This window comes from Pseudarthrobacter lactosi (genome assembly GCF_055412785.1).
In genome coordinates, this window is the sequence record NZ_JBVAYS010000001.1 from 866168 (window position 1) to 887510 (window position 21343).

The window sequence follows — 21343 nt, forward strand, 5'->3', positions numbered from 1 at the left end:
GAATGCTCCCGGGTTCATTGACTGCCGTGCCTGCCCGCGGCAATCCAGGTCCGCGCCCAGCGGTTCTGGTCCTTCCGGGTGGAGGGTATGCAGGACAGGCCGACCACGAGTCAGAGCCGGTTGCCGAGTGGTTCGCCGCGCTGGGGATCCATGCCTATGTGCTGCGGTACAGGGTCGCCCCGCACCGCCACCCGGCGCCCTTGGAGGACGGCAAGGAGGCCATTCTGGCGATCCGCGAGGGCGCCCTTGGCCTTGCGGTGGACAACACGCGGGTGGGCGTCCTCGGCTTCTCGGCTGGCGGCCACCTTGCGGCAACGCTGTCGACGGCGGTCGCCACCGGAAATCCCTCCCTGGATGTCGCGGCTGCCGTTCCGGACCTGACGGTCCTGTGCTACCCGGTTGTATCCTTCACGGACGCGGTCCATCAGGGGTCAGTGGACAACTTAGCGGGCGGGTCACCGTCGGACGATCTGCTCCGGGCACTGTCTCCAGATCTCCAGATCACGGCCACCACGCCGCCTGCTTTTGTGTGGCACACCGCCGATGATGCGGCGGTACCCGTCAGCCACAGCCTCTCCTATGCGGGGGCGTTGATCAGCGCCGGCGTCCCGGCGGAACTCCATGTTTTTCCGCAGGGCCGCCATGGCCTCGGATTGGCCCTGGAACTGCCGGGACCGGACCAATGGACATCCCTGTGTGCGGCCTGGCTGGGCAGGATGGGATGGACCGCAGTTCCGGCTGAACTGACTGCCTGAACCATCGGCAGCTACGGAAGCGTGAGGGTCACCGGGCCGTCAGCAGTGATGGCCACGGTGTGCTCGCTGTGGGCAGCCCGGCGGCCGTTGGCTGAACGCAGGGTCCATTCGTCGTCGTGGTAGTAATCGTCCTTGCGCCCCAGGATCAGCATGGGTTCGATGGCGATGACCAGCCCGTCGGTGAGCTTGATCCCCCGCCCCGGCCTGCCGTCGTTAGGCACAGGCGGTTCGGCGTGCATCGTGCGGCCGATGCCATGGCCGCCGTGGTCAGCCAGCAGACCGTAGCCGGCCCGCCGCGCGGCGCCGCCAATTGCGTAGGCAAGATCCCCCATTTTGTTGCCGATCCGGGCCGCCTCAATCCCGCGTGCCAGGGCGGCGTCCGTGGCATCGATGAGGGCCTGGTCCACAGGATCAGGTGTTCCCACGATGAAGCTGATGGCCGCATCGCCGCACCAACCGTCCAGGAAGGCCCCGCAATCCACACTGAGCAGGTCACCGTCCTGGAGTATGTATCCACCGGGGATGCCGTGGACCACGGCGTCATTCACGCTGGTACAGATCACTCCTGGAAACGGAACTGAGGCCCAGCGCGGGTGGTAGCCCAGGAAGGCCGGCGTGGCTCCCGCCGCGGCAATCGTCTCGGCGGCCAGCGCATCGAGGTCACGCAGGGTGACGCCCACTCCGGCCGCCTCCCGCACCGCCGCCAGCGTGGTGGCCACCACCCGCCCGGCTTCGCGCATCAGGGCAATCTGCTCGGGAGTCTTGATCATGGACATGCAGCGAACCTCCGACGTCGGATGGCACGGACCAAGGGAACGTGCAGTTTGTCTCGTCCCACTCTAGAGCCGTCCTGCTGGGGACGGAGCGGCCGGCATCCACGCCGCCGGCGCCTCGCTACAGTTGCACCCATGCACGGATTACCACCGCATGGGGAATCGCCGGACAAGGAACCATTGGACACGAAGGCTCCTGCCACGGATACTCCGAACCGCGAGTTGCTGGACACTGTCCGCGCGGCGCTGCGGGAGCGGACGGACCCGGTGCGGGCCGCTGGAGCGCAGGCGTACATGAAGTCCGCCCTGCCGTCGCTGGGCGTCCGTGTCCCGGAAGTCAGGCGCATGGCGCTGGCAGCTGCCGCCGTCCATCCCTTTGCGTCGGCGGGCCAGCTGAGGGCCACAGTGCTTGAGCTATGGCGCGGCTCCACGGTACGCGAGGAACGCTATGCGGCCATCGACCTGACCGGCCTCCGGCTGGTGGCCCGTGACCAGCTGATGCTCCCTGTCTACGAGGAGATCATCCGCACCGGCGCTTGGTGGGACTTCGTGGACGGTGTGTCGCACCGTATCGGCGGGCTTCTGCAGGCCCACCCGCGCACGATGACCGAACTGCTGCTGGCCTGGAGCACCGACCAGGACTTCTGGATCAGGCGCTCGGCCATCACCTCGCAGTTGAAAGCCAAGGCCCGCACGGATCAGGACCTGTTGCGGGCGGTGATCGAGCCGAACCTGGCGGACCCGGAGTTCTTCATCCGTAAGGCCATCGGCTGGGCGCTTCGTGAATACGCGAAAACGGACCCGGAGTGGGTGCGGAATTTCGTTCTGGAAAAGGGGACCCATTTGAGTCCGCTTTCCCGCAAGGAAGCCATGCGGCATCTAGAACAGGGCACGACGCCGGGAGTCACCGGCGCCGGATAACGGCGCCCGCGGAGACTAGATGACGGGGCGTTCGGTCACCGGCTCGGCCGACTTCCGGAAAAGCCGTTTTGTGTCCGGATCCATGAAGATCAGGTACATGGCAAAGAGCAGGCCCGTTATTGCGGCCGCGAAGCGGGCCAGGACGAGGGCGAGTCCCAGGTCCTCCGTCTGAAGGTAGGGAAATACCTCCAGCTGGTCGGAAATGGCGTAGATCATGAAGAACGACACGATGAAATACAGGGCCTTGACCTGCCAGTCGTTCCGGATGCCTGTCACCGCAAACAGCGGGATCAGCCACACCACGTACCAGGCCTGGATCATCGGGGCCAGCACCACAATGGCCGCAAAAGCCAAGGTGAGGCGGCGAATCAGGCGGTTGTGCTCACCCTTGAAGATCTGGAAGGCGACGACGCCTACGGCAAGCAGTTTGCCGGCGTCGAACACCCAGTCTGCGAGCGTCCACCCGTCGAGGCCGAAGGCATTCGAAACGGAAGCGATCACGAGCCCCACCAGGCCCACCGGCGCGTACCAGATGAAGAGGCTGCCGGGGGCGGACAGCCCGTTGATCCAGCCGAAGCCGAAACCATTGACCAGGCTCAGGCCATACAGAATGGCCAGGCTCAGCCCTCCGGTCAGTCCCCAGAACACGAATTTCCGCGGCCAGCCGGCGTTCTTGCCTGCCCAGATCAGGCCGATGAACGGCAGGAAAACGATCGTGATGGGCTTGACCGCGATGGAAAGGGTGACAAGGACTATGCCCAGCACCACGCGCCTGGTGGCCGCGTAATACAGTCCGGCGAGGGCCAACCCGATCATCAGGGCATCGTTGTGGACGCTGGCGATGAAGTTGGTGAGGAACAGGGGGTTGGCGGCGGTAAGCCACAGGGCGCGGTGCGGGTTGACGCCGTGAAGTTCGGCCAGTTTGGGCACATAGATAACACAAAGGACCACACCGAACAGCGCAACGAGCCTGAAAAGCATCACGCTGGCCTCGGGCTGGACGTTGGTGGACCAGACCACGAACTGCTCAATCCACAGGAACAGCTGGCCGTACGGCACAGGGGCTTCAGTCCACTGTTTGTCGGCGCCAAGCTGGAAATAGTTGGACAATGCCGAGATGCCGTTCTCATAGGGGTTAAACCCCTCCACCATCAGCCGGCCCTGACCAATGTAGGCATACACGTCGCGGCTGAAAAGCGGGACGGTGAACATCAACGGCAGGCCCCATGCTGCGATGGCCTGCAGGGTAGCCTTTCGCGCCGCCGGCCCCCACACGCGCACCCGCTGGCCCAGCCTCAGCCAGGAACGGACCAGGAGCATCCCGCCAACCGCAACCAGCACGATGGCCAAGGCAACGCCGATGGCCTCCGTGCGCATCCAGATGAAGATCGGTACCCGGCGGAGTTCGGACACGGGGGCCAGCCAGCCGACGCCGAGGGATCCGAACACCATAAGGACCGAGCCAACAAGACCGGCAAGGATGGGGGACCTGGCGTTATCAACTTCCGCCGCAACTGGCTCCGGGATCACGCTGGCGGCCATCTCCCCCGTTGCAGGCACAGGCGCCGTCATCTCAGGATCGTCCAATCTTTTTACACTCGGCGCGTCAACCCCGCGGGCGGCAGTGGCCGCCCGGGCCGCGCAGGCACAGCACAGCGGCAAAATCCTCGCCCCCATGTACCCGAAATCCTAGCATCGGACGGTTGCGCCGGAGCTAAACGGTAGGCTGGTCCGGTGCCTATATCTAACGAACGCATCGTCTGGATCGACTGCGAAATGACCGGCCTGGACATCAAGAACGACGCCTTGATCGAGGTGGCGGCGCTGGTGACGGACTCAGAGCTCAACATTCTCGGCGACGGTGTGGACGTGGTGATCAAGCCCGAAGAAGCTGCCCTCGCCCAGATGAACGATTTCGTCAGGGACATGCACACCCGGTCCGGGCTGCTTAAGGAACTGCCGCACGGCAAGACCATGGCCGAGGCCGAAGCCGCCGTGATGGAATACATCGAAAAGTGGGTGCCGGACCCGCGCAAGGCACCGCTGGGCGGCAACTCCGTGGGAACAGACCGCGTCTTCCTCTCCCGCGACATGCCGGCCGTGGTGGAGCACCTCCACTATCGCGTAATCGACGTGAGCACCATCAAGGAACTCTCCCGCCGCTGGTTCGCCCGGGCGTACTTCCAGTCCCCCGCCAAAAAGGGCGGCCACCGCGCCCTGGGGGACATCCAGGATTCGATCGACGAGCTCCGCTACTACCGCGAGGCGGTTTTTGTTCCGGCTCCCGGGCCTGACAGCGCCACTGCCCGCGAAGTCGCCCAGCGCATCACGGCCACGCCCGGTACGGCAGAGACCCCGGAAGAGTAATCTGCACCACGTTTGGTGGAAATTTTCGCAAAAACCCCAAAAGTGGCACAAGCACCCTCAAACAGCAGGTAAGCTATTTGAGTTGCCTTTCCAGAGCACCTGATCATCGGGAATCTGCGGGCACATGGTGGGCTTAGCTCAGTTGGCAGAGCGCCTGGTTGTGGTCCAGGAGGTCGCGGGTTCAACCCCCGTAGCTCACCCTCACAGGGCGGCAGTAACAGCCGTCCAGTTGGAGGCCGTACCGGATATCCGGTACGGCCTCCATTTTTTTGCATAACGCCGGCGTCACGCCGCACGCACGAAGGGCCGCCTGAGATGACAGTTCTGCCAATCACCGTCTGGGGAGAACCGGTGCTGCACCGCCGCGCCGCCGAAGTGGAGGTGTTCGACGACGAGCTGCGCACCCTGATCGCGGACATGTTTGAAACCAACGATGCTGCCAACGGCGTGGGACTGGCGGCGCCGCAGGTTGGTGTTGGCAAAAGAATTTTCGTTTACAAGTACGCCAATGAAGACGGCGCCCCGCCCGTCGGAGTCCTGGTGAACCCCGTGCTGACCTTGTCCAAGATCTCCGGCGCACTGCCGGACCCCGAGGAAGAGGAAGAGGGCTGCCTCTCCTTCCCCGGCGGCGGCTTCCCGCTCAAGCGTGCGGAGTGGGCGCGGGTGGAAGGCTTTGACGGCTACGGGCAGCCCGTTGAGTTCGAAGCGACCGGATGGTTCGCCCGGGTGATCCAGCACGAGTACGACCACCTCGACGGAAAGCTTTACGTCAACCGCTTGATGGACCGCTATGCACGGAAGGCCATGAAACTGGCCAAGAAGAGCGGCTGGGGCGTGCCAGGGCTGACCTGGATGCCCGGCGTGGATCCGGACCCGTTCGGCCACTGAGCCTGCTCATTACCGGGCGCTGATGGTTTGCTGGCCCGGGCAGGAGTCCAGGACCCGCTTCATTGCATCTTTCTCCGGCTGCGTGACCCACAGCCCATAGGACGCCTTCACCGAGATCTGGCGGGCAACGTAATGGCAGCGGATGTTCTTGTTCTTCGGCAGCCAGGTAGCGGCGTCGCTTGCGCTCTTCTGCTGGTTGGCGGGACCATCCGCGGCGATGAGGTTCAGCGGATCGTTGGCCAGGCTCTGGCGCTGCTGCGGAGTCAGCCCCTGTGCGCCTTTCTGCCACGCGTCACCGAGCGCCACGACGTGATCGATCTGGATTTCCTTGCTGCTTTCCGGGCCACGCCGGAACTCCACGGTTGCCCCCGTGTATGGCTCCTGGATGGCCCCCGACGCTACCCTGCATTTGGACCCCTCTGCGAAGCCCACAGCGGTCAGGTCCCTGCGGAGGATGTCATTGCGGGTGTCGCAGCCGTTCCGGTCCACGTCCAGCCAGGCCTGCCCGAAGGCATCCCGCTGGTAGTTGTCCTTGGGAGCCCGGCCCTTGACCGGCAGCCCGTCGAGAGCGGCCCTGGCACTCCCCTGCGGTACAGCGTGAACCGGGACCACCGGTTTCATCCAGGTCCCGTCGAAAACAGGCGCCTCGCTGGGCCCTTCGATTGCTGGTTCGGCCGCTGCGAACTGGCCTGCGGTGAAAAACCAAAGCGCAGAGCCCACGGCTGACAGGGCCAGCACCGCCAGCAATGCCCAGGCCTGCCTCGAGCGGCGGCGGGCACGGCGGTAGGCGCGCCAGCTGACGCTCATGGGTAACCAGCTCTTCCGTAAATGTCCTGCACCAGACGAGCCTAGGTCACCCCACTGACACCGAAACGGTTATCCACAATGTGGAGGAAGAGTGGCCCGGGTAGGCCGCCTACCGCTGGGGCCGGCTATTGCTCCCGGGCAACGCGGTGCAGGTCTTCTTCGGCAACCTGGAGGAGGCCTTCGAGCTGCCGCACCCGGTCGTCGCCGACATCGCCGGAAGCCCGGGACGCGCGCGCCTGTTCCAGGAGCCGGATGGCTTCTTTATGGTTGGCCTTGGCGACGTCGAGGGCGTGTTCAAGGGTGGTCTCGTGGAGAGTTTCGTTATCCATGCCACCAGTGTGGTCCCGATTCCCGGCTGATTCCAGCAATCAGCCGGGAATGTCGGGTGGCCGGCCCGGCAAACGGACTAGACGGCGATTGCCGCCAAGGCGGCAGCGGCTTCCTTGGCGGGGAACGCCGGCGGGTTGACGCCGGCCATCTCTTCCATAACCCGGACTACCTGGCAGCTGTAGCCGAACTCGTTGTCGTACCAAACGTAAAGAATCAGGTTCTTGTCGTTGGAGATCGTGGCGAGGCCGTCAACGATGCCGGCACGGCGGGAGCCAACAAAGTCCGTGGAAACAACCTCGGGCGAATCGATGTAGTCAATCTGCTTGCGGAGGTCCGAATGCAGGGACATCTGGCGGAGGTAATCATTCACCTCATCCTTGGTGGTGCCGTTTTCCAGGCTGAGGTTCAGGATGGCCAGCGAGACGTCCGGGGTGGGGACGCGGATGGAACTGCCGGTGAGCTTGCCCTGAAGTTCGGGCAGTGCCTTCGCCACAGCAGTGGCCGCTCCGGTTTCGGTGATGACCATGTTCAGCGCGGCAGAGCGGCCGCGGCGGTCGCCCTTGTGGAAGTTGTCGATCAGGTTCTGGTCGTTGGTGAAGGAGTGGACGGTTTCAACGTGGCCGTGGATCACGCCGAACTTGTCGTTGATGGCCTTCAGGACCGGGGTGATGGCGTTCGTGGTGCACGACGCTGCGGACACAATCTGGTCCGTGTCCTCGATGGAGCCGTGGTTAATGCCGTGAACTATGTTCTTGAGCGCGCCCTTACCCGGAGCAGTCAGGAGAACGCGCGCAACGCCCTTGCTGTGCAGGTGCTGGGACAGGCCCTCGGCGTCGCGCCAGCGGCCCGTGTTGTCCACCACCAGGGCATTGGTGATGCCGTAGGCGGTGTAGTCGATCGTGGCGGGGTTGTCCGAGTAGATGACCTGGACCTGGACACCGTTCGCGGTGATGGTGTTGGCGTCCTCGTCCACGCGAATGGTTCCCTCAAAGGAGCCGTGGACCGAGTCGCGGCGCAGGAGGCTGGCACGCTTGGTGAGATCCTTGTCCGAGCCGCGGCGCACCACGATGGCGCGCAGGCGCAGGCCGTGGCCCCCGCCGGCCTTTTCAATGAGGAGGCGCGCCAGCAGGCGGCCGATCCGGCCAAAGCCGTACAGTACGACGTCGGTGCTGGTGCGGTCATCGCCACCACGCTTGCCAACTACCTCGGCAAGCTCGGCGCGGAGGAACTCTTCCAGGGTGGCGTCTTCGCCTTCTGCCTTGAACTTCTCCGCCAGACGGGCGACGTCAATGGCCGCCGCACCCAGCTCCAGCTCCGCCAGGATATTCAGCAGCGGTGCGGTCTCTTCGAGCAGGAGTTCGGTGTTGCTCATACGGCGGGCGAAACGATGCGCCTTGAGGATGTTCATAGTGGACTTGTTGATCAGGCTGCGGCCGTGAATGCTGGTCACCACGTTGTTTTCGCGGTACAGCCGGCCAATCACCGGAATCATGGCCTCGGCGAGAGCCTCCCGGCCCATCCACGTATCAAGACAAGAATCTGACGTCTGGCTCACAGAACTACCTTCCTCGGTTCAGCCGCGTACGTCCTCGTGCGCGGTTGGCGGCCACCTGATGTTGTCCAGGGGCTCTGGCACCGGCGGGATGCGGTCCATCCCGGGTGCCGTGGAGAAGCGTAAAGAAAAGCCACCGGCTGCGAACGCAGACCCGGCGGCAGAACTTCTACGTTCGCTATCCATTCTAGGCTGGAGCGGACCCGCGGACCGCCGCAACCAGCGTGAAATCACTCACATGCGTGGCTGGTCCGTGCCCGGCGGGGGTGTTGGATGGGTTGACCGATACGCCGGGTTCTGTGCTCCCGTGCCGTTACCAGCGCGGGAGTAGCGGCCATCCATCTACGGACGCCGTTGCCGACGCCCTCCAGCGGCCTACCCGGACACTCGGGCGGGCAGCCCTCAAACGTGTCCTGTCTGGCCTTGCTCCGGGTGGGGTTTACCTAGCCTTCCCGGTCACCCGGGAAGCTGGTGGTCTCTTACACCACCGTTTCACCCTTACCTGCTGAGCTTCCGTTGCCGGAAGACGCAGGCGGTCTGTTCTCTGTGGCACTGGCCTGCGGGTTACCCCGAGTGGGCGTTACCCACCACCCTGCCCTGCGGAGCCCGGACGTTCCTCGAGCCACTTGCGTGACGCGCGGCCGCCTAGTCAACCCATCCGCAGCCAAGTCTACCGCCGGTGGGAGGCGACGCCGTCGCCGGTAGGATCGTACGGTGCTGATTTTGCTTCCCCCGTCCGAAGGCAAGACCCCCGCGGTCCGCGGGTCCGCCGTCGACTGGCCGTCACTGAGCTTTCCCGAACTCAACGCCTACCGGGCCAAAGTCCTGGAGGCGCTGGGGACGGTCAGCGCACATGAGGATGCCCTCGCCCTACTGGGCGTCGGCGCATCGCTGCAGGACGACGTCGAACGCAATACCCGGCTCCACGCCGAACCGGCGGCCCCGGCACACCAGATCTATTCCGGCGTTCTGTACGACGCCCTCGGCTACAAGACCCTGACGCCGGCGCAGCGGCGGAAGGCCGATGCCTCGGTGCTGGTGATCTCTGCACTTTGGGGCGCCATCCGCTTCGCGGACAGTGTGCCCGCCTACCGGCTGTCGATGGGAACGGCTTTGCCCGACGTCGGCCGCCTCGCCTCGTTCTGGAAGCCCCAGATTTCGGCGGCCCTCGCGGAGTCGGTGTCCGGGCATCTGCTAGTGGACTGCCGCTCCAGCACCTATGCCGCCGCGTGGGCCCCGCCGCCGGCCCAGACGGTGGCCGTCAATGTTTTTACGGAGGTCAACGGCGTGCGCAAGGTGGTCAGCCACTTCGCCAAGCACACCCGCGGCGAGCTGGCGCGGCACCTGCTGGCCCGGCGAGGCAACGCCCCGCAGACCCCGGGGCAGGTACTGAAGGCCACACGCGAAAAATGGGACGCCGAGCTGGTCGATGGTTCAGCACGGAAACCGCACACGCTGAACATCATCCTGCCCGGCTAGGCAGCCGGGGCGGGCGTGTTCCACTCGGCCGAGCGCACCAGGATGGCTCCCGAATCCGGGCAGAACACAATGTCGTCCTCGGCGGCGGCCTTGATCTCGGCGAGGTCCCCGGGGCTCAGCTTCATTCCGGAGGCCTCAGAGGTTCCGTGGAACAACCGGGCGGCGCCTACACCCCGCTTCGCCAGCGTCTTTTCGTAGATGGCCAGCATCCCGGCGTCGAGTCCCTCAGCGAATTCGGCACGCTTGCCGCGGAGAACGGTCGCTTCGGCGGCCACTTCGGCAAGCGCTTCATCCAGTTCGGCACGGATGCCGCCGAAGGAGCCCTGGACGTTGTCCACGATGAGCTGCTGGGCAGCCTGACGCTCGCGCAGCGAATCCAGGCGTTCCAGGACTTCCAGTTCCACGTCTTCAAGGTCGGAGCGGCGCTTGTTCAGCGACGCGATGTCCTTCTGCAGAGCCACAAGGTCCTTTGACAGCCCCGTCCCGCTGTTGAGCCGTGCTTCGTCGCGTTCGATGCGGGAAGCGACCTGTTCGACGTCGGCCTCGGCGCGCTTGAGCTCGGCTTCGGCATCGTGGACGGCCATCTTGGCGGAGCCGAGTTCACCGTTGGCGACGGACAGAGCCGATTGCAGGTCCTCGATCCGGGGATCGGTTTCCAAGGCGCGGCGGCGGTTGGACAGGGACCTGAGCTTTGCGTCCAGCCCCTGCAGTTCGAGCAACTTCAACTGTTCCGCCGGTGCTGCCTTGGCCACTATTTACCTCCGCTAAATCCAATCCGGCCGAAGCCGGGCACCGTATCGGCGCTCTATAGACTCTAGCGCCTGGCGTGCTCCCCTGCCTCGCTAGGTCCCCGCTGGCTCCCAGACCTCGCTGCGCTCGGTGTGGGTCCCTCGCCGGTGTGTGCCCGGCGACGGACTTCGCACGCCTGGCTTAGCCCGGAGTCAGAATGAAGTCCCACGGATCGCTGTTGGTGATGCTTACCTGGATCTCGACGTCGTGGCCCTGATCGGTGAGCACATTGCCCAACGCCGAAGCCGCAGCGGGCAGCCACAGCCATTCGCTGGCGAAGTGCGACACGTCAATCAAGTACGGCCGGCCGTTCACTGCCGCTTCACGGGCTTCGGACGCCGGATGGTGGCGGAGGTCTGCGGTGACATAGACGTCGGCGTTGTTGGCCCGCACCTCGTTGAACAGCGAATCCCCCGCGCCCCCGCATACAGCAATGCGCCGCACCAGCCCGTCCTTGTCCCCGGACACACGGACTCCGCCAGCCACCGCCGGCAGGATGCCGAACACCCGGGCAGCGAAATCGCCGAGGCTCATCACGTCCGCCAGATCACCCACGCGTCCGATGCCTTCCTCGGGCAGTCCGTTCGCGGCCACCGTCAGCGGGACAACGCCTTCGAGTCCCAGCGCATCGGCAAGGACATCGGAAACGCCCCCGACGGCGGAATCACCGTTGGTATGGACGGTCAGCAGTGCAGTTCCAGACTCGATGAGGCGGTGGATGGCCTGCCCTTTGGCGGTGGTGGCCGCCACCGACGTGACGCCCTTGAGGAGCAGCGGGTGGTGGGTGATGAGGAGCCCGGCACCCCATTCCACAGCTTCTTCGATCACCGTGAGCGTGGGATCAACGGCGAACATCACCCTGGTAACGGGCGCAGACGGGTGGCCCGCCACGAGCCCTACTTCGTCCCAGTTCTCGGCCAGCGACTCGGGCCAGAGTTCCTCTACCGCCAGCAGCACCTGACCCAGCGTGGGAGCAGCCGGACCATCCGCTGCGGCGTCCTCCCCCGAAAGGGTTCCGTCGCCGTGCTTGTCCGCATCTGTAACGCCGGTGTCTGCAGATTCCATAGTCTCAGTTTTACCCCATCAGGCCGTTTGCCCGGCATCTTTCAAAGTCTCGTAGGGTGGTCAGGGAATCATCCGGCGCGCTCAACCATTGAAGAGGTCATGAAAACTTTTGTTCTTGGCGGGGGCTGCTTCTGGTGCCTTGACGCTGTCTACCAAATAACGAAGGGCGTCACGTCGGTGATTTCCGGTTACACGGGCGGCCACGACCCACAGCCGGACTACTACTCCGTCTGCGGCGGGACCACGGGCCACGCTGAGGTCGTGGCGGTCACTTTTGACGAGTCGGTCATCCCGGCCGAAGTCATCCTGGACATGTTCTTCGCGCTGCATGATCCCACCACGCTCAACCGCCAGGGCTACGACGTGGGCACGCAATACCGTTCGTCAATGTTCTATGAGACCACCGAGGAGAAGATTCTCTTCGAGGAAGCCATTGAGCGGAACCAGGCGCTGTGGTCGCACCCAATTGTGACCGAGGTCAGCCGGCTGCCACGGTTCCATGTGGCGGAGGACTTCCATCAGGACTATTACGGCAAGTATCCCGAGCAGGGTTACTGTCAGGTGATTATTAACCCCAAGCTCGCCAAGGCCAGGAAATATTACTCTGCGTGGCTTAATGCTTAGCAGCGGCCGCTCAGCCATCGTTAGGCTGACCTCAGCATTCACACTTGAGAGATAGGCATATCTACATGGCACGGATCTATGACGATGTAACGCAGTTGGTCGGCGGCACTCCGCTGGTCCGCCTGAACCGGCTGACCGAGGGCTTGGGCGCCACTGTGGCCGTCAAGCTGGAGTTCTACAACCCGGCCAACAGCGTCAAGGACCGCATCGGCGTGGCCATCGTTGACGCCGCCGAGAAGTCCGGCGCCCTTAAGCCCGGCGGCACCATCGTCGAAGGCACCTCCGGCAACACGGGCATCGCCCTGGCCATGGTGGGCGCTGCCCGCGGTTACAAGGTCATCCTGACCATGCCCGAAACCATGTCCACCGAGCGCCGCGTTATGCTGCGGGCCTTCGGTGCCGAGATTGTCCTGACCCCCGGTTCCGAGGGCATGCGCGGCGCCGTGGAAAAGGCCCAGGAAATCGTGGCCAACACGGAGAACTCCATCTGGGCCCAGCAGTTCGCCAATGAGGCCAACCCTGAGATCCACCGCACCACCACCGCCGAGGAAATCTGGTCAGACACCGACGGCAAGGTGGACATATTCGTCGCCGGCATCGGCACCGGCGGAACCGTCACCGGCGTCGGCCAGGTCCTGAAGGAGCGTAATCCTGAGGTCCAGATTGTTGCCATCGAACCGAAGGACTCCGCCATCCTGAACGGCGGCGCTCCCGGCCCGCACAAGATCCAGGGCATCGGCGCGAACTTCATCCCGGAAATCCTGGACACCAACGTCTATGACGAAGTCCTGGACGCCACCCTGGAGGACTCCGTCCGGGTCGCCCGTGAACTTGGCGTCAAGGAAGGCATCCTCGGCGGCATCTCCTCCGGCGCCATCGTTTGGGGCGCACTGGAACTTGCCAAGCGCCCGGAGAATGCCGGCAAGCTGATCGTGGCGGTTGTCTGTGACTTCGGCGAGCGTTACATCTCCACCGTGCTCTATGACGACATCCGCGGCTGATCAGTCCGTTGTCGCCCCGTTTCCTGTAGAAAGAACTTTGTGGGCTTTTTCGCAAGACTAAAGGAAGATCTCGACGCCGCCCGGTCACACGACCCGGCGGCTCGAGGTTCTTTTGAGAACTTTTTCGCATATTCCGGGCTGCACGCCATCTGGATCCACCGGCTGACGCACCATATGTGGCAAACCCCGGGGCTGCGGTTCCCTGCGCGGCTGGTGTCGCAGCTGGGCCGCTTCCTAACGGGAATCGAGATACATCCCGGCGCCACGGTGGGCCGGCGCTTCTTCATCGACCACGGCATGGGTGTGGTCATCGGCGAGACTGCCGAAATCGGCGAAGACGTGATGATCTACCACGGGGTCACGCTGGGTGGCCGCTCCCTGGCCAAGGTCAAGCGCCACCCAACCATTGAGGACCGGGTCACCATCGGTGCCGGAGCCAAGATCCTGGGACCCATCACCATCGGCCGGGACAGCGCTGTGGGCGCCAATGCCGTGGTGGTCAAGGACGCTCCGCCGGAATCGATTGTTACCGGAGTGCCCGCGAAGTGGCGCCACCGTGATGCCCAGCGCGAAACCAAGCCCGCAGTGGATCCGGCCGAGTACGACATCGAATACCGGATCTGATCCCTGGCCGCAGCCCTACCCGGCTACACGCTTCAGGACTGCCGTGACCACCGCATCGTAGACTCGGTCCGGCAGGACCCGCCGAAGGCCCAGGATGGCCGCCGCGCCCCTGCCCACCGGATACCGGGTCCGGGGACGTGCGGCCGTGGCCGCGTGCAGGACAGACGCCGCAACCACCGCTGGCTGCGTTGACGTTTCAGGCCTGTCGGTGGATGCCAGGACATCCGCCATGTGCTGCGCCTGGGCAGCGTACGGCCCCTCGCCGCTGCTGGCCAGCAGCCCGTCCGCGGAAATCCGGCCCCATTCGCTGAGCGTGCTTGCCGGTTCGATGATGGCGACGTCGATGCCGTGCGGCTTGAGTTCCAGCCGCAGTGCATCGCTCATGCCCTCTACGGCGAACTTAGTTGCGTGGTACCAGGCGCCGAGGGGTTCATAGAATTTGCCGCCGATGGACGAGATGTTGATGATCCTGCCCCGCCCCGCACTCCGCATGGCCGGCAGGACCAGCTGCGTCATCCTGGCAAGGCCAAAGACGTTCACCTCGAATTGGCGGCGGCCTTCGGCCAGGTCCACTTGTTCCAGCGCCCCGTAGGACCCGTAGCCGGCGTTGTTGACCAGGACGTCGATCCGCCCGCGCTCTTCCAGGACACGGCCGACGGCGGCGCGCATCGAATCGTCGTCGGTTACGTCCAGCTCCAGGACCTGGATGCCCAGGGCTTTCAGCGGCTCCATTCTGTCCACCCGCCGGGCGCCAGCATAGACGATGAACCCGTGGCTGCTGAGTTTCTTCGCCGCCTCGAAGCCGATACCCGCGGATGCTCCCGTAACTAATGCGACTGGCTTGGGCATTCTGACTCCTTGGATGGACGGACACCACAACAGCCGGAAACACCAACGGCCGGCAGTCCCCAGAATATCCGGGAAGTGCCGGCCGCAGGGTGTGCAGCTTGATGCAATCAGAGCGTGATGATTAGTGCGTGTCCACTGCTTCGATTTCGGACTTGTCCTCGCCCCAGAGGGTGTGGAACGTTCCCTCGGCGTCGACGCGGCCGTAGGTGTGCGCGCCGAAGAGGTCGCGCTGTCCCTGGATCACTGCGGCGGGCAGGCGCTTGCGGCGCAGACCGTCGTAGTAGGCCAGTGACGAGGAGAAGACCGGCACGGGGATGCCGAGCTGGACGGCGGTGGAGACCACACGGCGCCATGCCGGCAGGACCTCGGCGATGGCCTTGGTGAACGCCGGGGCGAACAACAAGTTGGCCGGCTTGTCTTCGGCGGCGTAGGCCTTGGTGATTTCCTTGAGCAGCTTTGCACGGATGATGCAGCCGCCGCGCCACAGCGAGGCGATCTCGTCCAGCTTGAGGTCCCAGCCGTATTCCTTGGCTGCGGAGGTCAGCATGTCCAGGCCCTGGGCGTAGGAAACCAGCTTGGAGGCGTACAGCGCCTGGCGGACGTCCTCAACAAAGGTGTCCGGAACGTCGACGGCGATTTCCTCACCGGCGAGCAGTTCCTGGGCGATCTTGCGCTGCTCGGTCTGCGATGACAGGGCGCGGGCGAACACGGACTCGGCGATGCCCGACGTCGGGGAGCCAAGCTCCAGCGCGGAGATGACCGTCCAGCGTCCGGTGCCCTTCTGGCCTGCGGCGTCCACTACAACGTCCACGAACGGCTTGCCGGTGCGGGTGTCAACGTGGCCCAAGACCTCGGCGGAGATTTCGATGAGGAAGGAGGCGAGCTCGCCCTTGTTCCAGTCTTCGAAGATCTTGGCCTGGTCGGCTGGCTCGATGCCTGCTCCGGAGCGGAGGAGGTCGAAGGCTTCGCCGATGACCTGCATGTCGGCGTATTCGATGCCGTTGTGGACCATCTTGACGAAGTGGCCGGCGCCGTCGGTGCCGATCCAGGCGCAGCAGGGCTTGCCGTCGACGTGCGCGGCGATCTTTTCCAGCAGCGGGCCCAGGGCGTCGTAGGACTCCTTGGAACCACCGGGCATGATGGACGGGCCGTTCAGGGCACCTTCCTCACCACCGGAGACGCCGATGCCCACGAAGTGCAGGTCCTTCTTCGCCAGCGCTGCTTCGCGGCGGCGGGTGTCCTCGTAATGGGAGTTTCCGGCGTCGATGATGATGTCGCCGGCTTCCAGGAGTGGTTCAAGCTGCTCGATCACGGAGTCAACCGGCTTGCCGGCCTTGACCATGATCAGGACGCGGCGGGGCTTCTCCAGGGAATCAACAAGTTCCTGCAGCGTTTCGGTACGGACGAAGTCGCCGTCCGTGCCGTGCTTTGCCAGCAGCGCGTCAGTCTTTTCGACAGACCTGTTGTGCAGGGCAACGGTGAAGCCGTTGCGGGCCAGGTTGCGGGCCAGGTTGGCGCCCATCACCGCAAGGCCGGTGACACCGATGTGTGCAGACATCAAAACTCCAATTTCGTTGTGCAATGGATGTGCAGATGGCTCCGCGTTCGCTGCGAAGCACGCTGTCACGAAGCGATGGATCCTAATAAAGCATATATATTCAATCGGCTTGAGGGAAGCGGTGCCCACTTTGTGGAACGTGGCCAGTCAATCCCAGTTTAGGCTTGAGTCCATGTCGACCAGCCTGCACCACCGTGCCATTGAGAACCTTGGCACCCGGATCATCACGGGCGAGCTGCCCACCGGACACATCATGCTGGCCGAGCACCTTGAGGAAGAGCTGAAGGTTTCGCGGTCCGTGGTCCGTGAGGCCGTGCGGGTTCTCCAGTCCCTGGGCCTCGTGGAAACCACCAAGCGCGTGGGCATCCGGGTGCTGCCGCCGAGCCGCTGGAACCCCTTCGATTCCCAGGTCATCCGCTGGCGGCTGTCCAGCGATGCCCGCGGCGCCCAGCTGCGGTCACTGATCGAGCTGCGTTCCGCCGTCGAGCCCGCCGCTGCCGAGCTGGCAGCGAACAATGCACCGGCGCAGCTGCGGCGGGAACTGGTGGACATTGCCCATGCCCTGCGCGACGCCGGCCACTCCGGAGACGCGGCGAAATTCCTGGAGCTGGACATCGCTTTTCACTCAGTCCTGCTTTCGGGGTCGGGCAACGAAATGTTCGCCAACCTGATGGGGCAGGTGGCGGAAACCCTGACAGGGCGCACGGTCCACGGACTGATGCCGGACCACCCCCATGAGGGGGCGCTCCAATGGCACGTCGACCTGGCCGAAGCGGTCGCCGCCGGGGACGCCGCCACAGCCCGCGACGCATCCGAACAGATCATGCGCCGCACCACCTCCCGACTGTCCGGAACCTGGACAGACCAGCCCCGGGTGTTCATCCCGGTCCGCCGGACCTGAGCGCGAACGTACACTTCGCGCCCTCTTGAGCGCGAACGTACACTTCGCGCCCTCTTGAGCGGGGCCACAGGTGTACGTTCGCGCTCAAACGTCTCAGTCTCAGCTTGCGGGCGTGAAGTTGAGGAGGACTTTTCCTGATGCGGCGGAGTTTTTGGCGGTTTCGAAGGCCTGGAGTCCTTGGCTGAGGGGGTATTCGTGGGTGATGACGGGGCTGATATGGAGGGTGCCGTCGGCGAGGGCGGCGATCACGTCGTCGATCTCGTGGTTGAAGCGGAACGAGCCGCGCAGGTCCAGTTCCCGGGTGATGGCCAGGGAGATCAGGACCGGCTGCGGTCCGGTGGGCAGCAGCCCGACCATGACCACGGTCCCGCCCCGGGCGGCACCCTGGATCGCTGAGGCCAGGCCGTGGTGGCTGCCCGAGGACTCAATGACCACATCGGCCTGCACCGCCGCGATCGCGTCCGCGTCCCCGGCCTGCAGGATCTGGTCCGCGCCGACCGCCGCGGCGATCTCCAACGGCTTGGCATGGACGTCCACGGCGGTGATCCGCCCCGCGCCGGCACGTTTAAGGACCGCGACCGCCAGCGCACCGATCGGCCCGCACCCGATCACCAACACACTCTTGCCCGCCACATCCCCGGCCCGCGCGACGGCGTGCCAGGCCACGGAGGCCGGCTCGATCAGCGCCGCGGTCCGCAGATCCACACCGGCAGGGAGCGCCCGCAGCATCCGGGAGGGCAGGTTCACGTAGCGGGCGAACGCGCCGTCGGTGTGCGGGAACCGGGCCGCGCTGCCCAGATACGTACATCCAGGGGAGAGGTTGGGCCGGTCCGCCGGATACCGGATGCCACCGTCACCGGGGCCGGGGGTGGCGGGGTGGACCGCGACCGCGGTGCCCACTACCGGGCCGGTCCCGTCCGCCGCGGCCGCCACCACGGTCCCGGAAATCTCATGCCCCAGCACCATCGGCGCCCTCAGGATCGACTCCCCCGCCGCGCCGTGCAGCCAGTAATGCAGATCCGACCCGCAGATCCCACCGTACGCAACCTCCACCACAGCCTCGCCCGCGCCCGGCACACCCAACGGGACGTCCTCGATCCGCAGATCCCCGGCCGCATACGCCACCACCGCCAAACCCGACACCGGCAGGGCTGTTGCTTCGGTTCCCTGAGCCACTGTTTCGATGTCCATCAGACCACCACCGTCATTCCGCCGTCGATAAAGATCGTCTGCCCGTTCACAAAATCCGACCCGTCCGAGGCCAGCCATACCGCGGGGCCGGCCAGGTCCTGCACCGTGCCCCACCGGTGCGCCGGGGTCCGGCCCAGGATCCAGGTGTTGAACTGCTCATCGTCCACGAGGTTCTGCGTCATCTCGGTATGGATGTAGCCCGGGGCGATCCCGTTGATCTGCAGCCCGGAGCCCGCCCATTCCGCGGTCATCGCCCGGGTCAGGTTCCGCAGCCCGCCCTTCGCCGCCACATACGGGGCGATCGTGGGCCGGGCCAGGTCCGTCTGCACCGAACAGATATTGATGATCTTGCCCTTGCCGCGCGGGATCATGTGCCGGGCCGCCTCCCGCCCCACCAGGAACGCGCTCGTCAGATCCGTCCTGATCACCCGCTCCCAATCCGCGACATCGAGTTCCAGCATCGGCACCCGATGCTGGATCCCGGCATTGTTCACCAGGATCTGCAACGGCCCCACCTGCTCCTCCACCCACGAAACACCCCGCGCAGCCTCGGCATCACTCGTAACATCGAACGCGACACTATGGACCTGCCCCGGCGCGAAGTCCGCGGCCATCGCCGCCTCCGCAGCCTTCAACCGCTCCGCATTAATCCCGTTCAACACCACCGTCGCCCCCGCCCCGGCCAACGCCCGCGCCAACGCATTACCAATCCCCCGGCTCGACCCCGTCACCAAGGCAACCCGCCCCGTCAAATCAAAAAGTCCACTCATGGTGCAGCTGTCCCTTTCGTTGCGGTCTCCGCAGGTCCCGCGATATTGGTGTCGTCGCTCAGGTTCGAAATGGCCTGGCGGACCACGGCAAGGTCCTGGTCGCCAAGGCCCTGGCGCTTGAGCTCCGCATAAAGCTCGACGCCGGCAGTGGCCATCGGCACGGCAGCGCCGGCCGCACGGGCTGATTCGAGCACAAAGGACAGGTCCTTATGCATGAATTTCGCCGGGCCTGTGGGCGTGTAGTCCTTCCGGACCAGGCGCGGCCCCACGTTCTCCAGCACACGGCTGCCTGCAAGCCCGCCGGAGAGGACATCGAAAAGCGCCACCGGATCCATCCCGGAGCGCTCGGCGAGCTCGGCCGCTTCGGCGAGCGCCGCCGTCGTGGTTCCCACAATGAGCTGGTTGCAGGCCTTGGCGAGCGACCCCGCACCCAGGGGGCCCATGTGCCTGACGGTGGTTCCCATCGCGCTGAAAAAGGGCTCGACCCGCCGGAAGTCGTCCGCGGTACCGCCAGCCATGATGGCCAGTGTCCCGTCGGTTGCGCCCTTGGTGCCGCCGCTGACCGGGGCGTCCACTACGGTGGCGCGGCCGTGGCTTGCCTCGCGTACCCGGAGCCCGAAGTCCTGGACCTTTGCCGGTGAGACTGAACTTGTGACCACCACGGTAGTGCCGGCCTGCGGCGGATTTTCATCCCAGCTCGCCAAGAGCCCCGCCGAAGCCTCTTCGATGAAGGACAGGTCCGGGAGCATAAAGGCGATGATTGGCAGGTCCCGCAGGGATGCAACGTCCGGCGCTGAGTGGCCACCCTGCGCCACAAGCTCCTGGAGCGGTCCGTCGGATCGATTCCAGGCGGTGACCGCCCAGCCGCCGCGGACCAGGTTGACCGCCATCGGCAGCCCCATCAGCCCCAGGCCTACAAAGCCCGCTGTTCTGTCTTCCATAAATAGGCCTCGACTCACATCGTTGTGTGGTTAATGAAGGGAAATCTGTCCAATATCCTAGCCGCTATTCAGTATGATGAACACTATGACGACTCTAACCACCGTCGCGATCGCCGTCCCGCTCGAAGCAGAGCTGGTGGAGCGCATCCGCGCCGTAGACCCCTCCGTAACCGTCCTTTATGAGCCGGACCTGCTTCCGCCCGAGCGTTTCCCGGCCGACCACGCCGGGGACCCGGACTTCAAAAGGACCCCTGCGCAGGAGGAGCAGTACTGGGCCATGCTCAACCAGGCGCAGGTGCTGTACGGCCTGCCCAACGAAAGCCCCGCGGGCCTGGCCCGCATCGCACGCGAGAATCCACGGCTCCAGTGGGTCCACGCTATGGCCGCCGGCGCCGGCGGTGCCGTCAAGGCCTCCGGGCTGGACCAGGAAACCCTCCTCAAATTCAAGGTGACCACCTCCGCCGGCGTCCATGCACTGCCCCTGGCAGAATTCGCTGCCCTGGGGATCCTCAACGGCTTCAAGCGCAGCGCCGAGCTGGCACAGGACCAGGCCGCCAAGGTGTGGCCCGAGCTTCGGACCCCCACCCGCCTGGTCAGCGGTTCCACGCTGGTAGTGACCGGCCTGGGCGAAATTGGCCTGGAGACGGCACGGATCGCCCGTGCCCTGGGCATGACTGTCAGCGGCACCAAGCGAAACGTTGAGCCGATCGAAGGAATCGAGCAGGTTGCGGGCAACGACGGACTTCCCGGGCTGCTCGCTACGGCAGACGCCGTCGTCAACACCCTGCCCGGCACTCCGTACACGGAAAAGCTGTTCAACCGTGAGGTGTTCGCAGCCATGAAGCCCGGAACGGTGTTTGTGAACGTGGGCCGCGGCACCGTGGTGGACGAGGACGCCCTGCTGGAGGCACTGGACAACGGCCAGGTCTCCTACGCCTGCCTCGATGTCTTCGCCGTGGAACCACTCCCCCAGGACAGCCCGCTGTGGAACCACCCCAAGGTTATGGTGTCGCCGCATACCTCGGCGCTCAGCGCCGCGGAGAACCGCCTGATCGCGGAGCGCTTCAGCAGCAACCTGCGCACATTCCTCGACGGCGGCGATCTGCCCCATCTGGTGGATCCGGTCCACTTCTACTAAACGGGCAGCCTCCGGGCCGC

General features: G+C 65.1%; 22 protein-coding genes, 1 tRNA gene and 1 other RNA gene. 11 read left to right on the forward strand and 13 right to left on the reverse strand.

The features are described 5' to 3' along the window. Window positions 1-2 precede the first annotated feature (2 nt). A complete protein-coding gene (locus ACZY0Q_RS03980) occupies window positions 3-755 on the forward strand; it encodes an alpha/beta hydrolase (protein ID WP_463914909.1) in 753 nt (250 codons plus the stop codon). A gap of 11 nt (window positions 756-766) precedes the next feature. Here ACZY0Q_RS03980 and map read toward each other — a convergent pair whose 3' ends face one another. Beyond that, window positions 767-1531: a type I methionyl aminopeptidase gene (map, locus tag ACZY0Q_RS03985; RefSeq protein WP_463914911.1), complete on the reverse strand. Its 765-nt coding sequence runs from the start codon at window positions 1529-1531 to the stop codon at window positions 767-769. Between the two features lie 132 nt (window positions 1532-1663). Between map and ACZY0Q_RS03990 the strand changes: the two genes are divergently transcribed. Beyond that, entirely contained in the window at window positions 1664-2449 is a 786-nt protein-coding gene (locus tag ACZY0Q_RS03990) for a DNA alkylation repair protein (RefSeq protein ID WP_463914913.1), read from the forward strand. 15 nt (window positions 2450-2464) lie between these two features. Here ACZY0Q_RS03990 and mptB read toward each other — a convergent pair whose 3' ends face one another. Next, window positions 2465-4021: a polyprenol phosphomannose-dependent alpha 1,6 mannosyltransferase MptB gene (gene mptB, locus ACZY0Q_RS03995; RefSeq protein WP_463914915.1), complete on the reverse strand. Its 1557-nt coding sequence runs from the start codon at window positions 4019-4021 to the stop codon at window positions 2465-2467. 162 nt (window positions 4022-4183) lie between these two features. Between mptB and orn the strand changes: the two genes are divergently transcribed. From orn to def, 3 genes are all read left to right on the forward strand, one after another. Beyond that, complete coding sequence (gene orn, locus ACZY0Q_RS04000; RefSeq protein WP_463914917.1) at window positions 4184-4816, forward strand: oligoribonuclease; 633 nt, start codon at window positions 4184-4186, stop codon at window positions 4814-4816. Window positions 4817-4943: 127 nt separating this feature from the next. Then, a tRNA-His gene (locus ACZY0Q_RS04005) sits at window positions 4944-5016 on the forward strand. A gap of 115 nt (window positions 5017-5131) precedes the next feature. After that, on the forward strand, window positions 5132-5704 hold the full coding sequence (gene def / locus ACZY0Q_RS04010; protein WP_463914918.1) for a peptide deformylase: 573 nt from the start codon (window positions 5132-5134) through the stop codon (window positions 5702-5704). A gap of 9 nt (window positions 5705-5713) precedes the next feature. Here def and ACZY0Q_RS04015 read toward each other — a convergent pair whose 3' ends face one another. The 4 genes from ACZY0Q_RS04015 to rnpB all read right to left on the reverse strand — a co-directional run bounded on the left by ACZY0Q_RS04015 (window position 5714) and on the right by rnpB (window position 9050). Beyond that, window positions 5714-6511, reverse strand: coding sequence for an HNH endonuclease family protein (locus tag ACZY0Q_RS04015; protein ID WP_463914920.1), 798 nt, complete (start codon window positions 6509-6511; stop codon window positions 5714-5716). A 125-nt stretch (window positions 6512-6636) separates the two neighbouring features. Continuing rightward, window positions 6637-6840, reverse strand: coding sequence for a hypothetical protein (locus ACZY0Q_RS04020; protein ID WP_463914922.1), 204 nt, complete (start codon window positions 6838-6840; stop codon window positions 6637-6639). Between the two features lie 77 nt (window positions 6841-6917). Next, on the reverse strand, window positions 6918-8396 hold the full coding sequence (locus tag ACZY0Q_RS04025; RefSeq protein ID WP_463914924.1) for a glyceraldehyde-3-phosphate dehydrogenase: 1479 nt from the start codon (window positions 8394-8396) through the stop codon (window positions 6918-6920). 267 nt (window positions 8397-8663) lie between these two features. Further along, an RNA gene (gene rnpB / locus ACZY0Q_RS04030) (RNase P RNA component class A) lies at window positions 8664-9050 on the reverse strand. 57 nt (window positions 9051-9107) lie between these two features. Here rnpB and ACZY0Q_RS04035 point away from each other — a divergent pair. Then, window positions 9108-9872 (forward strand): YaaA family protein, encoded by a 765-nt coding sequence (locus tag ACZY0Q_RS04035; RefSeq protein WP_463914926.1) that lies wholly within the window; start codon window positions 9108-9110, stop codon window positions 9870-9872. Here the strand turns inward: ACZY0Q_RS04035 and ACZY0Q_RS04040 are convergent. Both ACZY0Q_RS04040 and ACZY0Q_RS04045 read right to left on the reverse strand, forming a co-directional pair. Then, entirely contained in the window at window positions 9869-10624 is a 756-nt protein-coding gene (locus ACZY0Q_RS04040; RefSeq protein ID WP_463914927.1) for a zinc ribbon domain-containing protein, read from the reverse strand. The genes ACZY0Q_RS04035 and ACZY0Q_RS04040 overlap by 4 nt on opposite strands. Before the next feature lie 178 nt (window positions 10625-10802). Further along, window positions 10803-11726, reverse strand: a complete 924-nt coding sequence (locus ACZY0Q_RS04045) for a Nif3-like dinuclear metal center hexameric protein (protein ID WP_463914928.1) — start codon at window positions 11724-11726, stop codon at window positions 10803-10805. Between the two features lie 99 nt (window positions 11727-11825). Here ACZY0Q_RS04045 and msrA point away from each other — a divergent pair, with 99 nt between their 5' ends. From msrA to epsC, 3 genes are all read left to right on the forward strand, one after another. Beyond that, the gene (gene msrA / locus ACZY0Q_RS04050) at window positions 11826-12350 is read left to right on the forward strand and encodes a peptide-methionine (S)-S-oxide reductase MsrA (protein ID WP_463914929.1); all 525 of its coding nucleotides are present in this window, start codon (window positions 11826-11828) and stop codon (window positions 12348-12350) included. A gap of 65 nt (window positions 12351-12415) precedes the next feature. Then, a complete protein-coding gene (gene cysK / locus ACZY0Q_RS04055; protein ID WP_185263766.1) occupies window positions 12416-13351 on the forward strand; it encodes a cysteine synthase A in 936 nt (311 codons plus the stop codon). Window positions 13352-13390: 39 nt separating this feature from the next. After that, entirely contained in the window at window positions 13391-13975 is a 585-nt protein-coding gene (gene epsC, locus ACZY0Q_RS04060; protein ID WP_463914930.1) for a serine O-acetyltransferase EpsC, read from the forward strand. A gap of 15 nt (window positions 13976-13990) precedes the next feature. Here epsC and ACZY0Q_RS04065 read toward each other — a convergent pair whose 3' ends face one another. Further along, window positions 13991-14824 (reverse strand): oxidoreductase, encoded by an 834-nt coding sequence (locus ACZY0Q_RS04065; protein ID WP_463914931.1) that lies wholly within the window; start codon window positions 14822-14824, stop codon window positions 13991-13993. Between the two features lie 121 nt (window positions 14825-14945). Then, window positions 14946-16382 carry an NADP-dependent phosphogluconate dehydrogenase gene (gene gndA, locus ACZY0Q_RS04070; RefSeq protein ID WP_463914932.1) on the reverse strand — a complete coding sequence of 479 codons (1437 nt, stop codon included), beginning with the start codon at window positions 16380-16382 and terminating at the stop codon, window positions 14946-14948. A gap of 172 nt (window positions 16383-16554) precedes the next feature. Between gndA and ACZY0Q_RS04075 the strand changes: the two genes are divergently transcribed. Further along, a complete protein-coding gene (locus ACZY0Q_RS04075; protein ID WP_463914933.1) occupies window positions 16555-17283 on the forward strand; it encodes a FadR/GntR family transcriptional regulator in 729 nt (242 codons plus the stop codon). A gap of 99 nt (window positions 17284-17382) precedes the next feature. Here ACZY0Q_RS04075 and ACZY0Q_RS04080 read toward each other — a convergent pair whose 3' ends face one another. From ACZY0Q_RS04080 to ACZY0Q_RS04090, 3 genes are read right to left on the reverse strand one after another with little or no spacing between them, the layout of a single operon-like run. Further along, window positions 17383-18474 carry an L-idonate 5-dehydrogenase gene (locus tag ACZY0Q_RS04080; protein ID WP_463914934.1) on the reverse strand — a complete coding sequence of 364 codons (1092 nt, stop codon included), beginning with the start codon at window positions 18472-18474 and terminating at the stop codon, window positions 17383-17385. After that, on the reverse strand, window positions 18474-19244 hold the full coding sequence (locus ACZY0Q_RS04085; RefSeq protein WP_463914935.1) for an SDR family oxidoreductase: 771 nt from the start codon (window positions 19242-19244) through the stop codon (window positions 18474-18476). The genes ACZY0Q_RS04080 and ACZY0Q_RS04085 overlap by 1 nt, the downstream gene beginning before the upstream one ends. Beyond that, window positions 19241-20185, reverse strand: a complete 945-nt coding sequence (locus ACZY0Q_RS04090) for an NAD(P)-dependent oxidoreductase (protein WP_463914936.1) — start codon at window positions 20183-20185, stop codon at window positions 19241-19243. The genes ACZY0Q_RS04085 and ACZY0Q_RS04090 overlap by 4 nt, the downstream gene beginning before the upstream one ends. 73 nt (window positions 20186-20258) lie before the next feature. Between ACZY0Q_RS04090 and ACZY0Q_RS04095 the strand changes: the two genes are divergently transcribed. Next, window positions 20259-21323 carry a D-2-hydroxyacid dehydrogenase gene (locus tag ACZY0Q_RS04095; protein WP_463914937.1) on the forward strand — a complete coding sequence of 355 codons (1065 nt, stop codon included), beginning with the start codon at window positions 20259-20261 and terminating at the stop codon, window positions 21321-21323. The last annotated feature ends 20 nt before the right edge of the window (window positions 21324-21343 follow it).